This is a genomic window from Providencia sp. PROV_01 (assembly GCF_053098325.1).
In genome coordinates this window covers 2,268,491-2,289,103 of sequence record NZ_JBRFKD010000002.1, presented here as the reverse complement: position 1 = coordinate 2,289,103, position 20,613 = coordinate 2,268,491, and the positions used below count along the sequence as shown (strand labels likewise).

The 20,613-nt window shown below is 41.2% G+C and carries 15 protein-coding genes; 5 read left to right on the top strand and 10 right to left on the bottom strand.

All coding sequences use genetic code 11. The features are described from left to right. Positions 1 to 12 precede the first annotated feature (12 nt). Positions 13 to 600 carry a Maf family protein gene (locus ACU696_RS11050; RefSeq protein ID WP_164528739.1) on the top strand — a complete coding sequence of 196 codons (588 nt, stop codon included), beginning with the start codon at positions 13 to 15 and terminating at the stop codon, positions 598 to 600. A gap of 43 nt (positions 601 to 643) precedes the next feature. On the opposite strand, the gene rluC is transcribed toward ACU696_RS11050, so the two are convergent. Continuing rightward, positions 644 to 1,603: a 23S rRNA pseudouridine(955/2504/2580) synthase RluC gene (gene rluC / locus ACU696_RS11045; RefSeq protein ID WP_109911596.1), complete on the bottom strand. Its 960-nt coding sequence runs from the start codon at positions 1,601 to 1,603 to the stop codon at positions 644 to 646. A gap of 543 nt (positions 1,604 to 2,146) precedes the next feature. Here rluC and rne point away from each other — a divergent pair. Together rne and ACU696_RS11035 are read left to right on the top strand one after the other, a co-directional pair. Next, entirely contained in the window at positions 2,147 to 5,434 is a 3,288-nt protein-coding gene (rne, locus tag ACU696_RS11040) for a ribonuclease E (protein WP_209102151.1), read from the top strand. A 198-nt stretch (positions 5,435 to 5,632) separates the two neighbouring features. Then, a complete protein-coding gene (locus ACU696_RS11035) occupies positions 5,633 to 5,923 on the top strand; it encodes a putative quinol monooxygenase (protein ID WP_004253191.1) in 291 nt (96 codons plus the stop codon). 349 nt (positions 5,924 to 6,272) lie between these two features. On the opposite strand, the gene ACU696_RS11030 is transcribed toward ACU696_RS11035, so the two are convergent. From ACU696_RS11030 to ACU696_RS11020, 3 genes are read right to left on the bottom strand one after another with little or no spacing between them, the layout of a single operon-like run. Further along, complete coding sequence (locus ACU696_RS11030) at positions 6,273 to 7,088, bottom strand: dimethyl sulfoxide reductase anchor subunit family protein (RefSeq protein WP_117162365.1); 816 nt, start codon at positions 7,086 to 7,088, stop codon at positions 6,273 to 6,275. A 2-nt stretch (positions 7,089 to 7,090) separates the two neighbouring features. After that, positions 7,091 to 7,639 carry a 4Fe-4S dicluster domain-containing protein gene (locus tag ACU696_RS11025; RefSeq protein ID WP_004911860.1) on the bottom strand — a complete coding sequence of 183 codons (549 nt, stop codon included), beginning with the start codon at positions 7,637 to 7,639 and terminating at the stop codon, positions 7,091 to 7,093. A 2-nt stretch (positions 7,640 to 7,641) separates the two neighbouring features. Continuing rightward, positions 7,642 to 9,972 (bottom strand): molybdopterin-containing oxidoreductase family protein, encoded by a 2,331-nt coding sequence (locus tag ACU696_RS11020; protein WP_004911861.1) that lies wholly within the window; start codon positions 9,970 to 9,972, stop codon positions 7,642 to 7,644. A gap of 207 nt (positions 9,973 to 10,179) precedes the next feature. On the opposite strand from ACU696_RS11020, the gene ACU696_RS11015 reads away from it, so the two are divergent. Beyond that, complete coding sequence (locus ACU696_RS11015) at positions 10,180 to 10,869, top strand: helix-turn-helix domain-containing protein (protein WP_004911864.1); 690 nt, start codon at positions 10,180 to 10,182, stop codon at positions 10,867 to 10,869. 79 nt (positions 10,870 to 10,948) lie between these two features. Here ACU696_RS11015 and tmaR read toward each other — a convergent pair whose 3' ends face one another. After that, complete coding sequence (gene tmaR, locus ACU696_RS11010) at positions 10,949 to 11,281, bottom strand: PTS system regulator TmaR (RefSeq protein ID WP_004253179.1); 333 nt, start codon at positions 11,279 to 11,281, stop codon at positions 10,949 to 10,951. A 124-nt stretch (positions 11,282 to 11,405) separates the two neighbouring features. Next, positions 11,406 to 12,689, bottom strand: a complete 1,284-nt coding sequence (locus ACU696_RS11005; protein WP_004911868.1) for an MFS transporter — start codon at positions 12,687 to 12,689, stop codon at positions 11,406 to 11,408. Positions 12,690 to 13,039: 350 nt separating this feature from the next. Here ACU696_RS11005 and sbcB point away from each other — a divergent pair, with 350 nt between their 5' ends. Then, positions 13,040 to 14,467 carry an exodeoxyribonuclease I gene (gene sbcB, locus ACU696_RS11000; protein WP_109911592.1) on the top strand — a complete coding sequence of 476 codons (1,428 nt, stop codon included), beginning with the start codon at positions 13,040 to 13,042 and terminating at the stop codon, positions 14,465 to 14,467. Positions 14,468 to 14,538: 71 nt separating this feature from the next. On the opposite strand, the gene dld is transcribed toward sbcB, so the two are convergent. The 4 genes from dld to ACU696_RS10980 all read right to left on the bottom strand — a co-directional run bounded on the left by dld (position 14,539) and on the right by ACU696_RS10980 (position 20,511). Further along, on the bottom strand, positions 14,539 to 16,278 hold the full coding sequence (dld, locus tag ACU696_RS10995) for a D-lactate dehydrogenase (protein ID WP_196719445.1): 1,740 nt from the start codon (positions 16,276 to 16,278) through the stop codon (positions 14,539 to 14,541). Positions 16,279 to 16,579: 301 nt separating this feature from the next. Beyond that, on the bottom strand, positions 16,580 to 17,965 hold the full coding sequence (locus ACU696_RS10990; protein ID WP_164528736.1) for an APC family permease: 1,386 nt from the start codon (positions 17,963 to 17,965) through the stop codon (positions 16,580 to 16,582). Further along, on the bottom strand, positions 17,955 to 18,167 hold the full coding sequence (locus ACU696_RS10985; RefSeq protein WP_004253162.1) for a hypothetical protein: 213 nt from the start codon (positions 18,165 to 18,167) through the stop codon (positions 17,955 to 17,957). Before ACU696_RS10985 ends, ACU696_RS10990 begins: the two co-directional genes overlap by 11 nt. Positions 18,168 to 18,528: 361 nt before the next feature. Next, positions 18,529 to 20,511, bottom strand: a complete 1,983-nt coding sequence (locus tag ACU696_RS10980) for a ligand-gated channel protein (protein ID WP_109911589.1) — start codon at positions 20,509 to 20,511, stop codon at positions 18,529 to 18,531. Between the last annotated feature and the right edge of the window lie 102 nt (positions 20,512 to 20,613).

The window sequence follows — 20,613 nt, the reverse complement described above, 5'->3', positions numbered from 1 at the left end:
TCGAGAAAAATCATGAAATCGATTATTTTGGCGTCAACTTCAACCTACCGACAAGCCCTACTAAAAAAACTGGGATTACCTTTTTTAGCAGTGGCCCCCAATATTGATGAGTCCCCCATTTTGAATGAGTCGGCTCAGGCTTTAGTTATGCGTTTATCTCATGCAAAGGCTAACGCACTCTCAGCTCAATACTCTCAGCACTTGATTATTGGCTCTGATCAAGTTTGTGTTATTGATAATAAAATTATGGGGAAACCGCATAATTTTGAAAACGCTTTTCAGCAGCTTAAATCCGCGTCAGGTAATAAGGTCACTTTTTATACTGGACTATGCCTGCTTGATACTGAAACAGATAAATTTAATGTGCAGTGTGAATTGTTTCACGTTCATTTCAGGCAACTATCTGATGCAGAAATAACGAATTACCTACTTAAAGATGAACCTTATCAATGCGCAGGGAGCTTTAAATCAGAAGGACTAGGAATTAGTTTATTTGAGCGTTTAGAAGGGCGTGACCCCAATACGTTAGTTGGGCTTCCGCTTATTTTATTACTCGAAATGTTACGTCCACACCAAGTTAGCCCATTATTTGATAATTAATCCTTTATACTGGCAGGGAAAACCTGCCAGTTAATCAAATGACTTACTTTTCTGCTTTACGGCTACGTAATATTTTTAGGCAGTGATTCAATTGGTTATCTAAAGGGGCTTGCAAACGCATCTCTTCACCCGTTTTAGGGTGCGTAAATTTCAATGCACTCGCATGCAAAAATAAGCGATTTAAACCTGTCCCTGCCAGTTGGCTATCAAATTGCTTGTCACCGTACCGGTCATCAAATGCAATAGGATGCCCTGCATAAAGTGTATGAACACGTATTTGATGTGTCCGCCCCGTGACAGGGCTCGCTTTTACCAAAGTTGCATTATCAAACCGTTCTTCCACTTTAAAACGCGTCTCTGACGGTTTTCCTTCACTGCTCACTTTAACGACTCGCTCGCCACTTTGTAGAATGTTTTTAAGTAAAGGGGCTTGAATAACTTTCATGTGCGACTGCCAGTTGCCTCTTACGAGTGCTAAATAATCCTTTTGCATTTGTTTCAAACGCAATTGTTCGTGTAACGCTCGAAGTGCTGAGCGCTTTTTAGCCACCAATAAAATACCTGAGGTGTCTCTATCAAGACGATGAACTAACTCAAGGAAACGCGCTTCTGGACGTAACGCTCTTAAACCTTCAATAACACCAAAGCTTAAACCACTCCCACCATGAACAGCAGTTCCCGATGGTTTATTCAGCACTAAAAGAACGTCATCTTCAAATAAAATGCAATTCGCTAATGCAGCGACTTTATCCAGTTTCGCCGAAACCGGTGCGGTTTCACGCTCAGCAACCCTAACGGGAGGAACGCGCACTTGGTCCCCTTCGACTAATTTATATTCAGGCTTTATCCGCCCCTTGTTAACACGCACTTCCCCTTTGCGGATAATGCGATAAATCATACTCTTTGGCACACCTTTAAGTTTAGTGAGCAAAAAGTTATCGATACGTTGCCCAGCTTCGTCATCGCTGATGTCAATAAATTGAACTTGATTTTGTGTATTCATTCGGGAATGCGTTAACTCTAATTGATTAAAATATGCGCTTATTTGCTTTCCCTATCATACCGACTCCACAAAATTTTTTATGTTTTTTTTTAATTTGGTTATTTTCTGCATGATTTATCCTATTTCTAAATAAAATTTCCATATAACTTCCGTATCGACTTGCTATAATAGCTATGGCAATGGAATAATATGAAGTTGCTGAGATGTTTAAAAAACGAAAGTTAACGTTTTATAGGATTTCTTATTTGATGGCGTAACAATGCAGCAATGGCGTAAGACATTTAGCAACATCAAATAAATTAGCGAGCAACGAATTTTGGCTTATTGGGTTAGGAACTTCCGTTTTCTTTAATAACTTACGGCATCCTGATTAAGAACGCTGAATTTTTAATCTAAAAATCAGGTTCACCGAATACTGCGCGTCTCTATACGAACGACTGCCGCGAGGCAGACGGTTTTGTAAAAATCACGAGGCCATCGGTTTACAGTAGCTCTTTCTTTCGCTGCTCTTTATTTAAAAGAAAATAATGAGTAAGTAATAACATGAAAAGAATGCTAATAAACGCAACTCAACAGGAAGAGTTGCGTGTTGCCCTTGTTGACGGGCAACGTCTCTATGATTTGGATATTGAAAGTCCCGGTCATGAGCAAAAAAAGGCCAACATCTATAAAGGTAAAATCACTCGTATCGAACCTAGTCTTGAAGCTGCTTTTGTTGACTACGGCGCTGAAAGACACGGTTTCCTTCCTATCAAAGAAATCGCTCGTGAATATTTCCCAAGCAACTATCACTCTCAAGGCCGTCCTAACATCAAAGATGTGTTAAAAGAAGGCCAAGAAGTTATCGTTCAAGTGGATAAAGAAGAGCGTGGCAATAAAGGTGCGGCGCTAACCACCTTCATTAGCTTGGCAGGAAGTTACCTCGTTTTAATGCCAAATAACCCACGTGCGGGGGGCATTTCACGTCGTATCGAAGGCGAAGATCGAACTGAACTAAAAGAAGCACTGTCTTCTTTACAAATTCCAGACGGCATGGGCTTAATCGTTCGTACCGCAGGTGTGGGTAAATCTGCAGAATCGCTGCAACAAGATTTACTCTACCGTTTACGTCACTGGGAAGCGATCCAAAAAGCCGCTGAAAATCGCCCTGCACCGTTCTTGATTCACCAAGAAAGTAACGTTATTGTCCGCGCATTCCGCGATTATCTGCGCCCAGATATCGGCGAAATTTTGATTGACAACCCAAAAGTTGTCGAAATGGCACGCAACCATATCGAAGCTATCGGCCGTGGTGATTTTGCAAGCAAAATCAAACACTACAGTGGTGATGTTCCACTCTTTAGCCACTACCAAATTGAATCACAAATCGAATCTGCGTTCCAACGTGAAGTTCGCTTGCCATCAGGCGGTGCATTAGTAATTGATACCACTGAAGCATTGACCGCTATCGATATCAACTCTTCACGTTCAACACGTGGTGGCGATATCGAAGAAACTGCGTTCAACACTAACTTAGAAGCGGCTGATGAAATTGCACGCCAATTGCGTCTACGCGATCTGGGTGGTTTGATTGTTATCGACTTTATCGATATGACACCCGTTAGGCATCAACGTGAAGTTGAAAACCGCCTACGTGAAGCGGTACGTCAAGACCGTGCACGCATTCAAATTGCACGCATCTCACGCTTTGGGTTATTGGAGATGTCTCGTCAACGTTTGAGCCCTTCTTTAGGTGAGTCAAGCCACCATGTGTGTCCTCGCTGTTCAGGAACCGGAACCATTCGTGACAACGAATCACTTTCTCTGTCCGTTCTTCGTCTTATTGAAGAAGAAGCACTGAAAGAAAATACCCATGAAGTGCATGCCATTGTCCCCGTACAAATCGCCTCTTACCTGCTGAACGAAAAACGCAAAGCGGTCAGTGATATCGAACAACGTCAAAGCCATGTCCGTGTTGTTGTTGTTCCTAATGACCAAATGCAAACGCCTCACTTCCATGTGATCCGCATTCGTAAAGGTGAAGAAGTCAATACGTTAAGCTATAACTTAGCGCAATATCACGAAACAGAGACGTTAAATCAGATTGATGAAACGACATCTGAACGTAAAACACCTGAGCAACCTGCAATTTCTGCTTTTGCACTGCAAGAGCCTGTAGACATGTCTACAGTGAAACCAAAAGAAACTGTAACAAAAGCACCTGTTAAATCAGCGGCGGCTGAACCTGCATCCCCTAGTTTGTTCAGCAAAATTGCGGCATTCTTTAAAGGCCTGTTTGGCGAAGAAGAAAAAGTGGTTGAGAAACCAGCGCCGAAAAACCGCAATAATAATGATCGCCGCCGGAATAATGATCGTCGCAACAATAACCGTCGTAATAATAATCGTCGTGACCGCGATGATACTGACAATCGTGATAACCGTGATAATCGCGACAACCGTAATGATCGCAATAATCGTAATGCATCAACGGATGAAACGAATAATCGCAATAAAGGTCGCAACAATAAGAATACGAACACGCAAGACGAGCAAACAACTGACAATGCGAATCGTGATAATCAGCAACAACGTCGTGAACAACGCGCTGAACGTCGCCGTCGTCAAGATGAAAAACGTCAACAGCAAGTTGCTAAATCACAACAAGATGTTCAGCAAGACAATGTAGAGAATGCGGCTGAAAAGGAAGAAGAACAACGTCCTGTTACGCCACGTCGCCAACGTCGTCAATTGACACAAAAAATCCGTGTAACAGACAACGAACAAGTGGCTGAAGTGACTGAAGTCGCGGAGGCAATGCCTGTTGCTGCATTACCAGCACTCGTTGCCCCTACTACCCCAGTTGAAAGTGACGCACAAACTGACGACCTGCAAGAGTTAAACACTCAAGCAGAAGGCGAAGAAAAGCAAGACACCATCATTCCACGACGCTCACGTCGTTCACCACGTCACTTACGTGTCAGTGGGCAACGTCGCCGTCGTTATCGTGATGAACGCCATCTAACTAAATCACCAATGCCATTAATCGCTGCCGTTGCCTCACCTGAGCTGGCGTCTGGCAAAGTATTTATTCATTACCCAATTGCCCAGCCTCAACAAGAAAGCATGGCAATCATCACTAATGAAGAAATGCTTGAACAACAAAGTATTAATAATGCTCCTGTAGCAGAAACGACAAATGTTACCCCGTCACAAAGTAGCGTGGCCGTCACTCCTGTCGTGGCTGAGGAAGTTAAGCAAGAGTCGCATGACACTCCAGTGGAAACCGTTAATACTGAAGAAACATCTTTAGTTAACGAAGCAACCACTGTCGATCACATGGTTGAATCAGCACCAATTGCCATCGATGAAACTAACGGTACACAGGAAGTTGAAACCGTCGAAGTAATAAAAGAGACTGTAGAAATAGCGGCTGAGATTATTGAACCGCAAGTTGAAATAGCTCAAACAGAAACGGTTGAAAGCGTTACTATCGTAGACGAACAAACGGCGCCTGTTATTGTCAATGAAGAGGTTAATGACGTCGTTGAAGAAACGCAGCTTCCTCAAGTTACTATCACGGCTTCAACTGAAGTAGTCAGTGTCGAGGAAGTTATCGAACCTGTTGCCGTAGCTGAACCAGCAACGGTAGCAAGCAGCCCAGCGGTCAGCTTACATAAACGTCATGCTTATTCTCCAATGACAAAAGCACCAGCCCCTGCAGTTGCTGCTGCACCATTTGAGATAACAGAATTCCAGCGTGAAGCCTCTACCTTTGAAGGTAAAGGTGGCGCAGGTGGCCACGTTGCTTCAAACGTCGCAACCTCTGAAATGGCAAAACCTGCTGATTTCTAACAACTCGCTAGCTGTAAACATAAAAGCCTTGATAGGAAACTATCAGGGCTTTTTTATTACAATACATTTCATGAATAATAAATTTTTTAATTAAAAAAAACTCATCATCTCGCCAGTTTTTTACATTGAGCTCTCAACGAATTTGTGTTTGTATTGCTGTGTTTATACACAGTTATTTTATAAAGAAAAGGGAAATATATGTTAAAAGTCATTGCGGAAGATTTTATTCAAAGCGAAGCGATTGAGATTGTTATGCCGCTATACCGTGAATTGGTCGCTGCAACTAAACAAGAACCATTGTGTATCAGTTATGACCTTTACGTTGACCAAAAAGATCCTGGGCACTTTATTTTTATCGAGGAGTGGCCGAATCAAGAAGCGCTCGATATTCACTGTGCCAGCGAACATTTCAAACGCCTCGTTCCTCTAATCAACAGCTATAAGCGTTCGGACCCTATTATCAAACTGATGAATGGTGCTTTTGAATAAGCACATTAACTAAACGTGCCCCCAAGCATATAACTAGTACCCATACACAACACTACAGGCCGAATTCTGATATCGACAAAAAAACCTACATAATCCTCTAAATATTTCTGCCTGTCGCTAGGCGGCAAGCTAAACAAGACCCTAGGAGCATACACGAGTATGTGACTAGGGCGAGTGTGCGACGCCCGCAACACGACAGACTGAAATATGATGAATACATAATCCTCTAAATAGTTCGGCCTGTCGCTAGGCGGCGAGCTAAACAAGACCCTAGGAGCATACACGAGTATGTGACTAGGGCGAGTGTGCGATGCCAACAACGCGACAGGGCGAAATATGACGAGGATTTTTAGAACCAAGGAGCTTGGATCATAACCGCCCCATAAAACAATGCACGACCGGCCAACTCTCCGCTAAACATCGCCAACATTATCAATACAAGTAAGACGGCGGATGGTCGTTCCTTGTATACTTTTACCGCCATAATGCAAGGCAATATCATACTCATCACTACTTGCCACCATAGCAAGTAGCTCCCGCCTTGGCTTGCAGGTAATTGTAAGCGAATAATCTGTGCAATTAATACCAATGCAACGCCTATCAGCACGCCAACTTTAATGGTCGAGGGTAATAACTTGCCTTGCCCAATAACAAATAAGGCTACTAGACTAAAACCAAGGACAATTGCACTGCCTATAAACGCGATTTGGGTTGCCGGTGTATGCCATAATGGGTGAGCAACCATTTGATAATAGACTTGTGCTGTGACAAGTATAGCGGCTAATCCACCAATCCCACTGATCCAGCCTAATATCGTATTGCGCGTGTTTACTGTGGGTTGCAACCAGCAAGATAGAGCCCACAAAGTGATAACACCATTTAATAATACAAATGTCACAGCCTCGCGACTTAGCCATGAATGACTTAGCCCCAGAACGGAACGGTATGCTTCGAGAGGCACACCTAAATGCCCCATTGACATAGATGAACCAATAACTTCAATCAGCCATATCAATAGCACTGCGCGACGTAATACAGAGCCTGATAATAAGGAGCCCTGACAGGCTTTCATTTGGTAAATGGTTAATGCGAGAACAGCACCAATCCCCCATTGGCTCATCACTGTAAAAAATACTAGTGGGAGTTCCATATGTTTAATATCCATAATTAATCCTCCATCCCAATGATCACAATATTTGGATGACTGATTGTGTGATCGGGCATGTTGTAACGCTGTTCTAGTACCGCCCAGTTCGTCGTGTGCTTTTTACGTAGTTCAGTGATATCACCAAACTCAATGGCACCCGTAGGGCAAGACTCCACACACCTTGGCAGTAGGCCTTCATCTAACCGTTCCGCACACATATTACACTTGCTGGTTTTCCCTTCTGCTGGGTCAAAGACAGGAGCATGATATGGACAAGCCATAATACACATCTGGCAACCAATACATTTCTCATGATCTTGAACGACAATACCGTCCGCCCGTTTGGTATAGGTGTCTGCTGGGCAAACTTTTAAACACTGTGGGTCATCACAATGGTTACAAGACATCGTAATAAATGCTTGAGTATTCGGTGAATCATCATTGAATTCACGAACTCGACGCCACAAGACGCCCGGCGGGGTCACATTCTCAGATTTACAAGCCATTGAACAAGTGCGGCAACCATAGCAATCTTTTGTATTTATTAAGAAACCATATTGCTTGACCATGATTAAGCCTCCCTTCTTACATCAACTAACGTACTATTACAGCAGTGTCCCGTTCCCAAATGTTCAACTTGGTCATTCGTGACATGACTGCTGCTCCCCCCCTGTTGTTCCCACCAGCCGTTATCCAGTGAAATTACGCCTTTTTTAATATGCGTTGTCACGACAGCAATGGCTCGGTGTTCTCCTCGGTCATTAAAGGTGATTGCCCATTCCCCATTCTTAATACCTCTGGATTTAGCATCTTCAGGGTGAATCAAGACATTCGGCTGGTTTCGTTGTACTTCAAGGATCCATTCATTCATTCCATGACTTGAATGCACACTACGCGCTAACTTGCGCTGAACCGCCATCAAAGGATACTTTTTGGCTAATTCAGGTGAACCTTTAACAGACTCGGTCACTTGGTAGTAAGCGACGACAGGTGAAAAATTTTTCTTTTGCCAATCTTCAACAAATAAGTGTGCTTTTTTGGTTGATGTCCTAAACACACCATCTTTGAACGGTATCCAATCCCCTTCGACTGGGCGTACTGGCCCTTTTTCTAACATTTGGCGAGTGATACCAGAGCCGACTAAACAGGCATCAATATAGTGCTCTATTGGCTTATTAAATACGTCGCCAAACCCGAAACGTTCTGCTAATCGGGCGAAAATCCAATAGTCGGGTTTTGCTTCACCTGCTGGCTCAACCGCCTTTTCCATTAATTGGACATATTGGCTACGAACGCCCGCCATCAAACTGGTATCTTCAAAAATAGTGGTCACCGGTAAAACTAAATCAGCATATAAGGCTGTTGAGCTCATGAGGTTATCGGCTACCACAACAAATGGAACTTTCTTTAGTGCTTCGCGAACCTTGTTGGTATTCGGCAATTGGGTCATAACCCCCATCGTCATAATCCACCAGAAATTAATCGGATGTGGCTTTTCATTGACGATAAAATCGCCAACTTTCGCTACAGGAATGGGAGGAATGTTTTTCACATTCGGCGCCGGTGGCACTATTGGACTAAAATTAGCCATTTGCCGAGCTCCGCCAGCATCACAAACACCCGCCCCTCGTTTACCTATATTTCCAGTCAATAAGGCGAGATAGAACTGGCTTCCTGCGACATAAGCGCCATGTTCGGTTCGTTGTGCTCCTGACATGTTTTGCACAATCATTGAAGGAGTTATTGATGAGTAATCCCGAGCAAGACGTACAATAGTTTCCGTTGGAACATCCGTTTCTTCACTGACCCGGGCAATATCCCAACCTTTTGCTTGCTGGTAAATTTGTTCAAAAACAGTGGTGTAATTCAAATCCTCTGGAAGTTCATGTTGAAAAAGTGCCGGTTTAATGCCCGATGAATCATGACGAACTAATTGTCTGCTTAATGTGTCGAAAACTAAATAGCTGTCCTTATCATCTTTGTTTTGCCTGACTTGTTTTTGATTCGCATCGACCAAATAAACCGCGCCAGTATGAGCCCTCAAGAAATTTTCATCTATCCGGTTTTCTTCAATAATAATTTTAATCATACCTAAAGCAAGCGCGGTATCTGTCCCTGGAATAATAGGTATCCACTCGTCCGCTTTTGCAGCTGTTTCACTAAAACGCGGATCAATCACCACTAATCGAGCGCCATTTCTTCTCGCTTGGTTATAATTTTTAAAATAGGCTTGCATCGTAACAGCTGGGTTATTGCCCCAACACAGGATATAACGGCTATCCGCTATCGTATCGCGGGTATCTGCATACCTCAGGCCGAGCATCGGGATCATCGCAGCTGTTACAGCAGAGCAACAAAGTGAACCCGCTTGTTTCGTTGACCCGCCTAAATAATCAAAGAAAGCCTTCCCCATATCATTTTTAATCGAGTCCATATTTCCGGCATGAGTGGAAATAAACAACCCTTCATTACCATATTTATCAATGGTCTCTCTAATATTTTTTTCAATAAGATCCAGCGCCTCATCCCAACTTATCGGTTTGAATTCAGCTTTACCTTTTTCGCCTACTCGTAGTAACGGTGTTTTGATGCGTTGATCATGATAGACCCATTTAGTTCGGCTCATACCTCGCAAGCAACATTTGACATTAAACCCTTCCGTCGCCTGAATTTTCATCAGCTTACCTTGGTAGGTATATGCGGTTAGGTTGCAATGTAAACACTCCATTGCACAAGTTGACCGAAATGTTTTGTAGTCCGACAGTTTGAGTCGCACCTTCGGTAAGGGTTGATTGCTGTTTCCTTGTGCATAAGAACAGGGGGCGATACTCGCCAACCCTACAACGCCAAGCCCTTTGAGTAGAGTTCGGCGTTTCAAACGTAGTGAATTTATCGTTTTCATTATAGTAAACCTCGACATTGCCTTTATAAGTACACTATATATATACGCCATTCACTAAAGATGAACTTGAGTAGCATCAATAATTCTATCTATTTATAGGTAATAAGGTGCTACCGCTTTCGGATTATTCTTCTGCGTTATTGGTTCGTTAGCAGCGCAAGGCAACTCATGGTAAAATTTCAGGACTTGTTAAACTGAGGTTTATGTATGTCTACTCTGCAAGGTGTTAATTCTGTTGATATAGCCGTAAGCATTTTAAATTATATTGCTCAAAATGGGGGCATTGCTCGTGCAGCGGATATTTCAAAAGGTTGTGAGATATCAAAAAGCCGTCTACATAAATATTTGGTTTCACTGTGCCGTACACAAATGCTGTACCAAGATACTCAAACTAGCCGTTATGGTTTAGGCCGCAATTTAACCTTCTTAGCTAATTTTGTTAAACCTGAAGACTCATACATCGACGCCATTAACAATAATTTGATTCAATTTCGCGATGAACAAAACGTTTCAACAGGCATAGCCACGCGTCTAGGAAAGGCACTGTCTTTAGTGAAATATAATCGTAGCTTCAAAAATATTGAAATTGACTTTTTACCTAACACGCCATTGCCTGTCGTAAAAAGTGCTGCTGGGCTGATTTATTCTGCATTTGATAACCAATTTGGTTCGAATTCCTATTCGCAGGACGAAATTAATAAAGTTATCCAACAAGGCTATGCCATCCGTTACCAACCAACTGAAGGAATTCCCGGAGCGCAATCTATTGCTTGTCCTGTATTTAATGGCGAAGGCCAGCTTGTCGCAGCAGCAGTGACGATGGGATTTATTGCAGAAAATGAAATGGAAAGGTTAGCAACCGCATTAATCAAACAAGTTAATAGGTTAAATTTATAATCACTACGTGCGGTCGATGCTATCTATCAACTCAAGTCAAAAACAATAAAGCCGAGATGACCTCGGCTTTACGTGGTAATTATTTCACATCAATACGCGGTAATTCACCCATCTCTTTGAGCTTTTTCGATATTTCACGACGTTCTTTGGAGAGTTCAGCGTTCTTGATAATATAATCATCAACACGATCATCATAATCACTACGCATATTCGCAATAATTGCCTGAATATCTTCAATCGACATACCTGGTTTTATATATTCACTCAAGTTATCCAGCAGCAAAACACGCTTCTGGTTATCACGAATTTTTTTCTCATTGTCGGTTATTTCACGACGAATTTTATTTTTGCGACGAAACATACGCACAAATTCCAGAACATTTTGGAAAGACGGCTTGTTAGCGTTGTCCATGTTTAAAACCCTCTAGTCAATATTCAAAACGCATTATCTATTAACACAATACAATCTAATCCTATTGAGTTACAAGCCCGTTTCGCATATTTATCAAATTATTCCGCTGAAAATTGATTTCACTTTATACTTTAACGACCAAATTTTCGGAGTGATCTTGATTACATTTATTTGTTTGATCTTTTTCTCTGATTTCTTGATGACCTGCCCCATCACCTCTGAGACAAAATGCAGATAATATCGTCGTAATAATAACAAATATCCCCATGACCAGATAGGTATCAGCAAAACCAATTTTATCATACCCCCAACCCGCTAATGGCGATAAAATACTTGCAACGACAGAGCTCATGCAACTAAAGCCAACCAAATAAAGTGTCGATGACAAACGTTTATCGAAATGAAGACTGTTATATTTAAAAATCGCGACTAACAGAATCGGGAGCTCAACGGCATGCAGTAATTTCATTATCGATATCATAATCGCGCCATCAACTAGGCCTGAACCAATAATGCGTAGCGCCATGACAGAACTCGCAAACAGCAATCCATTTTTAGCACCAATTCGGTTGACGATAAATGGCGCTAAAAACATTCCTCCTGCCTCCAAGAAAACCTGCAATGAATTTAGATAACCGTACATCTCATTACCTAATTGCTCACTTTGAAACTGATGGGCAAAATACACCATAAATTGCTGGTCATACACACTGTATATACAGGTACCTAATACAAACAATATCAAAGCCCAAAAATGGGGCTGTACAAACAATTGCAAAGCATCTTTCACAGTGATGGCTGAAGGTTTACCATGTTCAAGGCTATTATAGGCATCTGCGTTTGCCGTTTTTAAATTCAATAAAATAACTAAAAATAATAAGCCTGAAACGGTTGCCATAATAAAATTGTAATCAGGGTTCAGGTTAATATTACGCCCAGCAAAAAACGTTGCAGTCGCCCAACCCAATGAGCCCCACATCCTCGCTTTTCCATATTCAAAATTACGTAATCGGCTAACTCGCTCTGTATAAGATTCAAGTACACCAATGCCCGCATGAAAAGTCATGCCAATAAACAAACCACCAATAACACTACCCAAAAACACATTCCATCTTAGCAACGTACCGAAAACCATAAAAAATGGCCCAGATGAAATCAGTAGAACTGCAATAAATAACAGTAAATTTTTTCGTAATCCTAATTTATCTTGCATAAACCCATAGAGTGGCTGTGCGCAAAGTGCCACAATCGAAATACAAGAGAAAATAAATCCTGTATCCGCCCCATCCAAGCCAACATATTTACGCAGCCAGATTGCGACGACAGAAAACGTTGATGACCACGTGAAAAAGAAAAAAAACAATAATGCACTCAAAGAGGCATAATACTTTCTTGAGCCACGATTCATATTTCATCACCTATCAAAAATTATCTTGATGAAATGTTAAGGTTAACATTAATTTCAAACCACAAAATAGCCTGTTAATTGTGATGTTAATCACTAATGTTAACGTTAACAATTGATATATGTGATATCAATCACGATATACTCTCGCAAATTAATGACGAATGTCTGCTGGGTAAAAGATTTCATCAAATCATCCAAGTTATGCGGCTCTCAATCTCACCCACTCAATATCAGATAGCCTTAGTTTAGCTTTTACGGTAGATAAGGTATCATTAATCAACAAGGTATAGTGAATAGCAATAAATTAACCACTATCAATCTACTATATAATCATCAAAATGGTGAAAACGTTGCAAGATAATAAAAAACAACCGACCTTTTTTATTCATGACTATGAAACCTTTGGTAAGCGCCCTGCTCTCGATAGGCCTGCGCAGTTTGCAGGCGTTCGCACTGACCTTGATTTTAATATCATTGAAGAACCCGAAGTTTTTTATTGTGCTCCGGCTGATGACTATTTACCGCAACCTGAAGCCGTCATGATCACTGGGATCACCCCGCAAGTCGCATTATCTCAAGGCATAAATGAAGCCGAGTTTGCTAAACGAATTCATGCGGCTTTTAGTGTCCCTAATACCTGTATTATGGGCTACAACAATATTCGTTTCGATGATGAAGTTACGCGTAATATTTTTTACCGAAATTTTTACGACCCATATGCATATAGTTGGCAACAAGGAAATTCGCGTTGGGATTTACTCGACACTTTGCGTGCCTGTTTTGCGCTTCGCCCTGAAGGTATTCAATGGCCAGAAAATGAAGATGGTTTACCGAGTATGCGTTTAGAACATTTGACCAAAGCAAATGGGGTTGCTCATGAAAATGCACATGATGCAATGTCTGACGTTTTAGCGACTATAAATATGGCAAAACTGTTGAAAGCCGCTCAACCGCGAATGTTCGATTACTTTTATCAGTTAAGAAATAAAAATAAAATAAGTCAACTTATTGATATTGTAGAAATAACACCATTAGTTCATGTCTCTGGTATGTTTGGCGCATTGCGCTCTTATGTCAGTTTAGTCGCTCCACTTGCTTGGCATCCCGATAACAAAAATGCCGTTATTATGTGCGATTTATCTGCCGATATCTCACCATTAATTGAGTTAGACGTTCAACAATTACGTACCCGATTATATACGCCTAAAGCTGAATTGGCGGGCGCTTCTCCCGTTCCTGTAAAATTAGTTCATATTAATAAATGCCCAATTTTAGCGCCAGAAAAGACACTGCGCCCAGAAGATGCACAGCGAACAGGTGTTGACCGTGACTTATGTATGCGCAATCTGGAAACCTTACGCAAGCACCCTGAAATTCGTAATAAACTAATTGAGTTATTTAGCGAGCCTCAAATATTTGCAGAGTCAGATGATGTCGATACACAAATTTATAATGGTTTTTTCAGTCCTTCTGACCGCTCAACGATGGATATTATTCGTGAAACTTCCCCACAGAACTTACCTGCATTGGAATTAAGTTTTGAAGATAAGCGCATGAAAGAACTTTTCTTTCGCTATAAAGCACGTAATTACCCTGCAACCTTATCTTATGATGAGCAGCAGCGCTGGTTACAGCACCGTAGAGACTACTTTAATGAAGAGCGTTTAACAGAATATATGCAACAAATACAGCTATTACTTGTAGAGCATCAACATGATGAAAAGCGTTGCCAGCAATTAAAAGCATTGATTAATTATGCGAGAGACCTCGCCAGCTAATTTAGTCATAAAAAAGCAGATATTGAAATGCTTACCAATACCTGCTTTTTTTCATTTATATGACACGTGCCTTAATGGTCATGAGAATGACCGCAACCACAATCCCCTTCCCAATTTTTTCGTTTAGTTGTTTTACCTAAACCGGGGTTCATTGTATTTGTTGGGTCAGATTGCTTATAGAACGATTTCAACTGTTCAGGGGCTTTATATAAATGACCTACGTTATGCTCTGCAGGATATTGAGCGCCTCGTTCATCTAACAAAGCTAACATTTTTTCTTTTAGCTCTTTCGGGTCTACGCCTTTTTTCAATACATAATCCTGATGCATAACATGGCACATAAAGTGGCCACAGTATAATTTATGCACCAATAACTTTTCAATTTCTGGTGGTAACGTTTCAAACCAATTTCTATCATTGCGGCGTAATGCGATATCAAGAGGTAAAACATCTTCCACATCTTTGTTGTGGACAGCATGATAACGAACCGCAGAACCCGCAGCAGCAAAACGATGTAAAAATGCTTTTGTTCCCTCCTCGGGTGTACATTCAAAATAGCCGCCATCTGCGCTTGAAAAATAAGATTTTAGCCAAACTTTAGCTTCATCAATGCCGTCTCCAGCCATTTTTAACATTAAGTGGTGTTCGTAACGATCACGGAACTCTTTCATACGAGGCGGCAAATGGGAGGGCCATAATTTACTGAGAGCCTGCATAGTACGGTCAATCAGATTTGATGGCAGGAATGGGACTTTATTTAATACCGCATCAATTCGCCCTTTAATGGTGAAAAACATTGGCATTTTGTCAGTGCCGAATTTATCAATCATTAAAAAGGTATCTTTGCCATAAACTTCTGCAATATCGAAGCAACCGCGATGCATATATTCACCTGCTACTGGCAGGTTTTTAAATTCACTCAAAATATAACGACGGATATCTTCCAAAACATCTGGATTATTAGAACCGATATAAAATACCTGTGTTTTTTTATCTGCAGGGAAAGTATCTAAGCGAACAGCAAATACGGCTAATTTTCCAGCGCACCCTGATGCTTCAAATAGACGGCGTTCATCAGCATTAAAGCGTGATGGTGTATCGGCATCGACATCACGAACGCGTTCTGCATATTCGTGATCAGAGGCTAATTTATCGCTAACTTGTACGTCTTCACTGCTATAACCGCGATTTTGCAGATTTGTCAGAATTTCTTCTGGGGTGTCCCCTAAATCGATACCAAGATGATTTACCAATTCTACTTTGCCATCATCATTGACTCGACCATAGAGAGCCAGCTCCGTATAAGCAGGACCTCGGCGTACTAGCGACCCACCAGAACTATTACAAATCCCCCCAACTACAGAAGCACCAATACACGAAGACCCAATCAAAGAGTGCGGTTCGCGCCCTAATGGTTTTAAGATTTTTTCCAGATCGTACAAAGTGCTTCCCGGCATCGCAACCACTTGGTTAAATTCTGGTAAAACTTGAATTTGGTTTAATTTCAATGTACTAATGATGACGATATCGCGATCATAATCATAACCGCTCGGTGTTGACCCTTCGGTTAACCCTGTATTCGCTGCTTGCATCAGGACAATTTTGTCCGCTTCAACACACGCCTTGAAAACATACCATTGTTCGAGCAATGTTGTTGGAAATACAACCGCGATTGCATCCCCCATACCAGAGCGAAAGCCTTTGCGATAACGTTCTGTTTTATGCGGCTCTGTTAAAATATTTTTTTTGCCAACAATATTCCTAAGCGTCAGTAATAACCGTTGATTCTCAGGTTTCTTTGCATCATTCATTTGTGTGCCTTATTAATCGAATTCGTAATTATCATAGTTATGCATTATGTGTTGTAACAACAATATCACATAATATTATGATGTTAATAGGCTACACGCTTTATCTTAAATAATTCTTAACGGGTAAAAAAATAGCGCCTCAAGGACGCTATTTGATCAATTCTAATTCTGAGTATATTCAAAATAGTTCGTGTTGTAGCAAGGCGCCGAGCAAAACGAGCATGGGGAGCATACATAAGTATGTGACCCATGTCGTTTTGAGAACGCAACGCAGCTACAGCGCGAAATATGAAGAATATAGTTAGATGTCGCTCATTTGCGGCATAGGACGCTTAAACATACGCGTTAAAATAGCCATATAAACTAAACCAACCGCAGTCCAGACTAAACCATATACCATTGAATCTTCTTCAATATTTAGCCATAACACACAGACTGTTAATGTCCCTATGACAGGCAAAATCAAATAGTTAATGATATTTTTAGCCCCAGTCATACGGCGTTCACGAATAAAGAATTGGCTGATAACCGAGATATTCACGAAGGTAAACGCGATTAGTGCACCAAAGTTAATTAATGCAGTCGCAAAATCCATTTCAAACCAGATAGCGCCTAGTGCTAAGAAACCAACCATTAATACGTTATATGCAGGAGTGCGCCACGTTGGGCTAACATAACCAAATACTTTTTCTGGGAATACCCCATCACGCCCCATTACATACATCAAACGCGCACTACCCGCATGAGCCGCCATACCTGACGCTAATACCGTAACACATGAGAACACCAGAATGATTGACTGGAAGAATGTTCCAGCAACAAAACGCATAATATCTGGTTGTGTTTCATTAATATTCTTAAAGCGTGATACATCAGGGAAGTATTGCTGTAAGAAGAAAGAAACGGTAATAAAGATAACCCCACCAATTAACGCAGTTAAGAAAATAGCACGCGGGATAACTTTACCTGCATTTGGCGTTTCTTCTGACAGTGAGCTTAATCCGTCGAAACCTAAGAATGAAAAACAAAGAATTGTCGCCCCAGCTATCAGCGGAATCACTTCGGTTTTTTCATTAGCAAATGGGTTAAAGGTCCAAATTTCTCCTGTACCTTCACCGTTAGTGACACCGTGGATAACAAGCCCAGTAAACACAGCCATGACACCAACTTGGATAATCGCAATCACGGTACTTAAGTTCGCTATTACGTTGATACCGCGTAAGTTTGCTGCCGTCATCAATATGACTAGACCCACAACAAAAATCGCTGGTTCAACATTAGGGAAAATATCTTGTAAATAAATTTTAGCCAATAAGATGTTGATCATTGGCATAAAAATATAGGACAGCAAGGATGTCCAACCCACCAAAAAGCCAATATGAGGGCTCATTGATTTTTGGGCATAAGTGTACGCTGAACCGGCTGATGGGAAACGCTTCACCAATTTACCGTAGCTCAGAGCAGTAAACAGTATCGCAGCAAGTGCAATAATGTATGAAGTTGGAACATGTCCACCGGTTTTATCTGACACCATTCCGAAGGTATCAAATATCGTCATTGGCTGGATATACGCAATACCGATCATCACTACTTGCACCAATGTTAAGGTTTTTGCAAGTTGTACGCGGTTATTCGCACCCGTTTGATTGTGACCGATGTCTAATGGAATTGGAGTATTATTTTGCACGTCTAAGCCCTCCCATAACTTTCGATTGCATACTACTTCGGCTTAATCGACAGTTACTGGGAAGACTTTGCATCTGCCTATAGGCAGAGAAAAACGAAGAAAGGGAGAAAGGCGTGTGAGCGAAGCCACCGAGAGCCCCGTAGTCATCGATACGGCAGCCGCCAGCGCCTGGCCCTGCTGCGAATGCGAAAAAGTAAGCCATAAAAGCATTCCTCAAATCGGTAGCGAAAAATGTTTGCTACACGTAAATATTAAAATTATCTCTCCGGCTCTATGTCCGGCCCCGCTAGAATGAACGTTCCTAAAAACAAAAAAACCGATGCTTCATTTGATTAAGCATCAGTTATTTTTTAGTTCGCGCATTTTGCACGCCATAACTCGAAATAGCAAGTTAAATTGTTAACAAATCACCCTATTTTCCATGAGAAATTTTGATTATTTCTGACTTTTTGCCATATCTGCTTATAACCTCTTTTTCTTATGATTTTTATCAGGTTTTAATCAACAAAAAAACCCTTTGGTAGAAGCCAAAGGGTTTGGATTAATCGAAATTATTTTTTCGATTAGAAGTTGTAGTTGATACCGATATTGTAGCGACGGCCTTCTAATTCAGCACCGTAAGTCGCATTATCGATTCGGCGATCTAATACGTTATATACGCCACCAACAATGTTCGCATTCTTGTTAAGCTGATAACTTGCACCTAAATCAAACAAAGCATAAGATGCTGTACCACTTGACATTTTTTGTCCGCGACCTTGGTATTCAGAGGTTTTTCCACGGAAATTCATACGTGTCCATGTTTCTAAATCTTCAGTTGTTTGCCATGTCAGTGTGGAGTTAGCCATATGTTTAGGCTGCTTATTTAATGGCTTACCTTTATTTACACCACTTTTCTGTTCAGTATCAGTATAGGTGTAGTTAGCTGCAAAACTTAAGTCATCCACAATACGCCAGTTGAAAGTTAGTTCAACACCGCGCATTCTTGCTTTATCAACGTTCGCTTTATCGCTAATGAAACGATACGGTTGGTTAGGTTTGTCACCTTCACCATCTTGAGCTACTGTACATGCTCTTACTGTGCTACTATTTTCTTCACAACGCCTAACTTCAGTAATTTTATCTTTAAAGTCAGTGTTATAGATAGTTATCCCCGCAGTAATATTATCTTGATTGTTCCAGATAACACCAATTTCTTCGGTCACACTTTTCTCTGGTTTTAAGTCAGGATTACCATAAATAACGGCATTACCTGCATTACCACCTGTTGCTTGTCCCCAGTTTGCAGACGATTCACGCAAGCTTGGTGCTTTGTAACCTGTAGTTACCCCACCTTTAATTGTCCATTGTTCATCAGCATGCCATACACCATACAAACGTGGCGTCCAGTGTGAACCGTAGTTTTCGTCTTTATCCATACGAATACCACCCGTTAACGCAAAGTCATTGGTCATTAACCATTCATCTTCTGCGAATAACGCCCAGCTATATCGTTCAAGCTGATTATACTGTTTAAATTTATTACCTTCGTCTTTCAATTTCTCTTTACGATATTGACCGCCAATACTTAAACTATGGTCACCCAGTAAAAAGACACTTTGATTACGGAAAACAAGGTCTTCTGCCGTCATTTTACGGCCTGGGTTTTTTGTCTCATCATATTGAACATAGGTATCTGTTGATGCAATATCATAAATACCCGTATGGGTTAATGCCATATGAGTCAACTCATATTTGCTAAAACCGCTACCGTCGCCTCTTTTGCTTGTATAACCTTCACGGTCATCACGGTGTTGGTTATCACGTTTAAATTCTGCGTCGAAGGTATTTTTGTCATCTGGGGTCAACGATACTGTTGCTCCACCACTCGCCATGATTTGGCGGTTAAAACCATTAATGATTTTATCTTCACCACGATGAGAATATTGCCCTTGTAGTTTTACACCCAATAACCCATCAATTAATGGCCCAGATGTATAGAAACTGCCTTGGCCTGTATTACCTGAATTTTTACGTTCTGTTAATGTTGTATCAGCACGTAAACTGGTCGTCCACTCTTGTTGTACGCGACGAGTGATAATATTAATTACCCCTCCCATCGCATCTGAACCATACAGCGATGACATTGGGCCACGTACCACTTCAATACGTTCAATAGCTGGTAATGGTGGTAACCAACCTTGTTCAATACCAGAGCCATCACTATTTGGGCGAGTTGTACGTGTGTCAACACGTTTACCATCGATTAAAATCATGGTGTATTTAGCATCCATACCACGGATGCTGATATCTGAGCTACTGCCGCCACCGGTCACTAAAACACCCGGTACATCTTTTAATGCGTCAGTCACATCACGGTAAGCTTTAGTTTCGAGTTGTTCGCGCGTCACAACAGAAATAGACGCAGGTGCATCTTCAATTTTCTGTTGGTAGCCTGATGCCGTTGTCACATAGATTTTATCATTACTATCATCAGCAAATGCAGGCGCCGCAGCAATAGCCGCAATAATGCTAATTGCCACTTTTCTTTTATTAAAAACAACCATTCCCAACTCTCCAAGAGATATTTTGTTTTATATATGAATTGATTTGCTCACATTGATTTCATTGAATCAAAAAATATTTTTTATTATTGGGGTATTTAAATA